The organism is Paenibacillus sp. 2TAB26, assembly GCF_052115145.1.
In the GTDB taxonomy this organism is placed as follows: domain Bacteria; phylum Bacillota; class Bacilli; order Paenibacillales; family Paenibacillaceae; genus Pristimantibacillus.
In genome coordinates this window covers 180,288-186,598 of sequence record NZ_JBFRGC010000016.1, presented here as the reverse complement: position 1 = coordinate 186,598, position 6,311 = coordinate 180,288, and the positions used below count along the sequence as shown (strand labels likewise).

General features: G+C 44.2%; 5 protein-coding genes. All 5 read left to right on the top strand.

Annotated features, from left to right (window positions below):
- Positions 1-1,012: S-layer homology domain-containing protein (locus AB4Z50_RS19610; RefSeq protein WP_441881201.1), on the top strand; the 1,012-nt coding region annotated here is incomplete at its 5' end.
- Positions 1,013-1,376: 364 nt separating this feature from the next.
- On the top strand, positions 1,377-1,589 hold the full coding sequence (locus AB4Z50_RS19605; RefSeq protein WP_339206070.1) for a TM2 domain-containing protein: 213 nt from the start codon (positions 1,377-1,379) through the stop codon (positions 1,587-1,589).
- A 412-nt stretch (positions 1,590-2,001) separates the two neighbouring features.
- Complete coding sequence (locus AB4Z50_RS19600; protein WP_441881200.1) at positions 2,002-3,222, top strand: amidohydrolase; 1,221 nt, start codon at positions 2,002-2,004, stop codon at positions 3,220-3,222.
- Positions 3,223-3,448: 226 nt separating this feature from the next.
- Positions 3,449-5,215: a sensor histidine kinase gene (locus AB4Z50_RS19595; protein ID WP_441881199.1), complete on the top strand. Its 1,767-nt coding sequence runs from the start codon at positions 3,449-3,451 to the stop codon at positions 5,213-5,215.
- A complete protein-coding gene (locus tag AB4Z50_RS19590) occupies positions 5,212-6,276 on the top strand; it encodes a response regulator transcription factor (RefSeq protein ID WP_441881198.1) in 1,065 nt (354 codons plus the stop codon). The genes AB4Z50_RS19595 and AB4Z50_RS19590 overlap by 4 nt, the downstream gene beginning before the upstream one ends.
- The last annotated feature ends 35 nt before the right edge of the window (positions 6,277-6,311 follow it).

Below are 6,311 nucleotides of genomic sequence, written 5' to 3'. Positions count from 1 at the left end.
AGTCCAAGTCCCTGTTGCTTCGATTACGTTAACAGGTGATTCCAGCGTGCTGGTTGGTCAGACGTTAACCGTTGACGCGACCGTTGCTCCTACTAATGCGACGGACAAATCAATCGAGTGGTCTGTTGAAAACGCAACAGGCACAGCGACAATTAGCAAAAGCGGAGTATTGACGGGTGTTTCAGCAGGAACGGTTACCGTTAAAGCAACGGCTGCTGACGGCAGTACCGTTTTTGGAACAAAAATAGTTGAGGTTAAAGTAAGCTCTGGCAGCGGTGGCGATCATGGTAATCCGACACCTACTCCAGCGCCAACAACAAAGCCTGAAAAAACACCTGAACCAAAACCGACAGCAACGCCTGAAGTGAAATTTGATCAAAATGTGATTCAAGTGGAAAAAGTGATATCCAGCTTAAACAAGAAAGTAGAGGAAGCGAAAGCTAATCCTACTGATGTTGAGTTCAAAGACACAAAATCTCACTGGGCTGGGGCAACCGTTCATATTTTCGTGAAATTGGGGATTGTAAACGGATATGAGGATGGTTCCTTCCAACCTAACGCAAGTATTACCCGCGCCGAATTTGCTACCATTATTGCAAAGGTATTTGACCTCTCTGCGATGGGTGATAAAAATAAGCTAAGTGACGTTTCCGACCACTGGGCTTCAGCATCAATTGCTGCTTTAACTGAAAGCGGCATTATCTCAGGGTACGAAGATGGCACATTTAAACCAAACAAAGAAATCAGCCGTGCAGAAATTATTTCCATTATTTCTAAAATCATTGATCTTAAAGCTGTAAACACAGCTTCAGTGCCTGCTTTCACAGATATTGATGGAGCTTGGAACAAAGAGCAAATCAAGCAAGCAGCAGCGGCAGGAATTATTAACGGAGCGGGTAATGGACAATTTGCGCCAAACAAACCATCATCTCGCGCTGAAGCATTAACGATTATTTTACACACGCTTCAAACCAATGCGGACCTAAAAGCAATATTGGAAGCATTAAAATAATTAACGCATAGTGCTTTCATACAAAAAGCCTGCCGTATGGCAGGCTCAGGCTGTCGAGAAAGTCTCGACAGCTCTTTTTATGTTGAGTTAATTTCATTCGACACAGACCTCGTTAAGTTAGTGACTGAAAGAATGGTAAAGAATTGCTTTATCTTCACGGAAAATTATCCACTTTTTCATTGGCTTTCCATAGCTGCAGATCCAATCATATTTACATCAATAAAATCACTTTGCGCAATTCTTTGAACGCATCAAAGGACCCCTAAAATTTATAGGAACCTCATCAACTAAAAAAATTAACATTTGATGGGTTTTCTGTCGATAGAATAGGAGGGTATTATATAATAATTTGGAGGAATGTATCATGGATAAAAGTCCTAAATCATTTGTAGCTGCATTACTATTTTGTTTTTTCTTGGGAGGATTTTCCATACATCGGTTTTATGTCGGGAAAATAGGCACAGCTATCTTACAAATTATTACTTTAGGTGGATTGGGAATTTGGTTGCTGATTGACCTAATTATGATTATTGTAGGAAAGTTTACGGATAGTGAAGGCAGAAGAATCTCGGCATAATTTAATTACATAAAAAACTAGAGGGCTCCACCTGTTAAGGTAGAGCCTTTTTTTTCACTCAGTCGTTTGGGTGAAATTGAATATAAGAGGTATCCATTCCCCTCGTCTCCGCCATCATTAACACCATCCGCATGAGGATGGTTTTTTTTACATACATAAATAAAACATCGCAGCTGTATTTTGTTAATTTTGATATGAGCTTCGCAATTCATAACTGCAAATTCTTTCTCCCTATACACTTTACTCAAATGCGATGCGGCCATAATATATGTATTGGAGTTTCAATTGCAAGCTAAGCGGGGATGCTAACGCTATTGAAATTATCGTAAAATAGTGGTTAGTGATACCATAGAAGTAGATTGGGAATAAAGAGGACACGATTATAATAGGGGTAAAGACAGGAGATGATCGGTTGAACGCTTCTTATTGGTTAACGAATGTAAGATTAGAACAGGGTTATGATATGGAAGATGGACAGGTCTCTGGTACGAAAACGGAAATTTGTCATTTACGAATTGAGAACGGTACTATTGCTGAAATTATAGGAACAGAACGGGATATTCAAAGTGATGCTGTTAAATATGATTGTAAAGAGTTATTGATGCTGCCTTCGTTCGAAGAGGCTCATATTCATTTGGATAAAACGTATTTCGATGGACCGTGGAAAGCGGTAAAGCCTGTATCGAGCATCTTCGAGAGAATTGAGGAAGAGAAAGTATTATTGCCTAAGCTCCTTCCAATGGCAAGACAACAAGCCGAAAGCATTTTAACTCTTATACAGGGATATGGCGCTACTCATGTTCGTACCCATTGTAATATCGAGCCTACCAGTGGACTGCAACGGTTAGAGGCGACTAAGCAGGCGCTAGATACATTTTCAGGTAAAATTTCATCGGAAATTGTCGCTTTCCCCCAGCATGGGCTTCTGCTATCGGATTCTGTTCAACTCGTAAAGCAATCTTTGGCAGAGGGAGCAACTCATGTTGGCGGATTGGATCCATTCTCAGTGGATGGAGATATAGAGAAGTCACTGCAGACCATCGTAGAACTAGCGGTTTTGAATAATGCCGGTATCGATATTCACTTACATGATAGAAACGAAGCGGGCAAGCAAGCTCTGATGCGTTTAGTTGATCTGACCGAAGAGGCTGGTTTGCAAGGAAAAGTAACGGTTAGTCATGCGTTCTGGTTTGCAGGTGCGCAGCCACAAGAGGCGGAGGAAGTTGCTAAACGGATGGGATCGCTTGGCATGTCCGTTGCTTCGACGGTTCCGATTGGCAAGATGACGATGCCGCTCCCGATGTTAACTAAAAATGGAGTAGCGGTAAAATTGGCAACGGATAGCCTTACAGATCACTGGTCTCCCTTCGGGAATGGAGATCAATTAGATAAAGCAGGGCGATTCGCAGAATTGTATGGGTATAACGATGAATTATCACTATCTCAAGCCATCAGTTTCATTACTGGGGGGATAACGCCACTTGATTCAAAAGGTCAGCAGGTGTGGCCTAAGATCGGAGACGACGCGAGTTTTGTACTGTTGCACGCAAGCTGCACGGCTGAAGCGGTAGCGCGAAGAGCGGAGCGTCAAGCGGTATGGTACCAAGGGCGGCTTGTGAGTGGATCGTTGTAGGCATATTGTAGAGATATACGACGGCGAATTGTGGTTTTGCATAACCACGGTTTACCTCCACCAAGCAAACTCACAACCGCAACAGGTTGTGGGTTTTTGCTTTTTCTCAGATCGCTATGTGTCTGTGCAACACAGCGCTCTCCCCACAAGGAAGGATAAACCTGTAAAACAGCGAATATTGATTCATACTTGTTGTGAGGTGGTGGAGGTGGACGGTAATCGCTCTATGAAGTCTACAAGTAGGAATATAAGCTTCGTGTCTATGCTGCGCAATCGGTTTGTTTTCACCTCTCTTCGCAAACGAATCATGGTGTTTCTGACCGTTGGATTTGTAGGATATGCCATCTTAATGGCGTCTGTTTCCTATAATGCGATCTACACGATGCAGCGCGATAAAATCAAGACCTCTATGGCTTTTGATCTATATCAGCAAACGACAAAGTTGAATCAGATGTACAGTAACTTGCTACAAGTTACACAGCAGATGACACCGGAAGGTACGGTTGGCAACCTGATGGCGACGTATATCTCCACCGCGGACACGTATAGTCAGCGTCTTCTCTCACGCGATATCGCCTACAACATTGGATTAATTACTTTTTCGAATCCGGCTATGGAGCTGGTGATGTATTATAATCCCGCAAGCGGAAATGCTTCTTATTCGAATTTGCCGCTGCGCGGTGATTTTACGCTGCAGTCTTTGCCGAGTGTTGCTGGTACAGGAGAACTGAAATACCAATCCCCGCATAAATCCCTATGCCGATTCAGCGATGATCTGGTTATGTCGGTGACAAGGGAGGTTGAATTTTCAGATGGAACGAAATTAGTTGTTTATGTTGAAGCCAAGTCGGATATCTCCACCGTTATGAATTCGCTTACAGAAAGCTTGAGTATGCCCTATATGCTTGTTTTCACCGATACGGCGGGCTTGGTGACTTATAGCAGCAATTCAACTGCTTTTAGTGCTGGCCAGCGTCTCAGTCTAAGCGGGCAATCGGGAGTGACGGGCGGTTATGTATGGAACCGAATGACAGGTGATTACGGTTATGGCATCACGCTGCTGCTTCCTGTCTCCTTTTACAATCACGAGCTCTATACGTGGAAAAATCATATGTACTGGATTCTCGCCATTGCTCTTCTAATGATGTTTATGCTCACACTATTATTGCGGAGGATCATTAACAAGCCATTTCGACTAATCGAGAAGGAAATGAGGACGTTTGGCAAGGGATATATGGGTACCAGCCAATATCATACGGGGATCGATGAATTCGACCGGCTACTCGATCAATTCAATATTATGAAGCGACAAATTCAGCAGCTGATTATGGACGTGGAGCAAAAGGAAAAGCGCCGTCATCAGCTGGAGATAGAGAAGCTAGCCTATCAAATCAACCCGCATTTTCTGATGAATACGCTCAATTCGGTACGGTGGCTGGCGGTTATGCATAAGCAGGCGGAGATTGAGAAGTTTGTTTCATCGTTAATTTTTTTGCTGAACTATAACTTGGGTAAATCAGAGGATACGGCTACCTTCAGATCGGAAATAGAGGTCATGCGAACCTATCTGGAATTGCAGCAGATGAGGCATGATTTTGAGGTGAATCTGAATATTGCGGAAGGGGTTTATCTCGATAGTCCTGTCGCGAGGTTCATTCTGCAGCCCATTGTGGAAAATGCCGTCTGTCATGGCCTTGATGATAACGGCAAGCTGGAGATCAACATTTCGGCTGATGAAAAGGCACAGATGGTGCGCATTATAATCCGTGATGATGGCAAAGGGCTCAGCCATGAGACGCTTGCTTTGCTGCAGCGCGACACGCCGGATCAGCAGCAGACGGGTTGGGGAATTGGACTTCGTTATGTCAGGTCTATGCTGGAATCATCTTATGGCTATAAAGCTCGTATGAGTATAGAAAGTACTCCAAATCAAGGCACAACGGTTACTTTAACCCTTCCTTTTCTCCATCATAGAAAGGAGAGAGCGATTTGATTCGTGTATTAATTGTTGACGATGACAAGCTAGCGCGCAAAGGTTTGATTTCGATTATGCCTTGGTCCAATCACGATATGGTTGTTGTAGGAGAAGCGGCGAACGGCGCGAAGGCGCTGGAGTTTATGGAAAGTTATGAGGTGGACCTCATATTCGTAGATCTCTCGATGCCTGTCATGTCAGGTATGGAGCTGCTTCAAGTCACACGGCAAAGATTTCCGGATCTGCGTTCCGTCATTTTATCTTTTCACGAAGAGTTTGAGATTGTGCAAACGGCTTATCGCATGGGTGTGCTCGATTATATTTCCAAGGTACGCCTGGAATCAGAGGATGATGAGCAAATATTGAAACGAATCCAGCAGAAAATGACAGGAGAAATGAAACCTCTTTCTGCCAAGACTCCTGCGCAACCAGCGCCTACGCATGGCCCTGAGCAAAACCTGGAGGAAGAAGAGTGGTGCAGGCTGGAGCAGGAGTGGCGCTCACACTACTGGCTCTATAATGAATCAGTTTTTCAGCGGTTATGTAAACAGACCATAGAAGCTAAGGTTTCTTTTCGCCGTCTGGAAGGGTTATTTATGCGTGTGCTGTCACAAATTGAGCCCGTAATTCTACTCGCTGCAGAGCTCCGGTCTGATGCCGACGATGTCCGGTCTGCGGTTGAATGGATGCGCGATTACAGGAAACGTGTTTATGCGCAGGTTGCTTCATCCTCCGATTTTACCAATACGACAACCAGCATCCTAAAGGCTGTGTTATTTATTTGCGAGAAGGCTTCAAATACGCTGCATGCCGAGGACGTCGCTGATCATGTGCACATGAGCCGAAGTTATTTTAGCCAATGCTTTAAGAAGCTGACGGGTTCAACGTTTAATGAATACTTAAGACAAGAGCGGATAAGAGCGGCAGAGCGTCTGCTGTGCGAAACCAATCAGTCGATCGCCTGGGTTGCTCATGCCGTAGGCTATAACGATTCCAAATATTTCTCCCAGCTGTTCCATGAACAGACCCGTCTTTTACCCTCCGAATTTCGGGCCCAGTTCCACAAGGGGGAGGAATGACTACAACGGATCGAACAAATATCTACCTTGGCCTT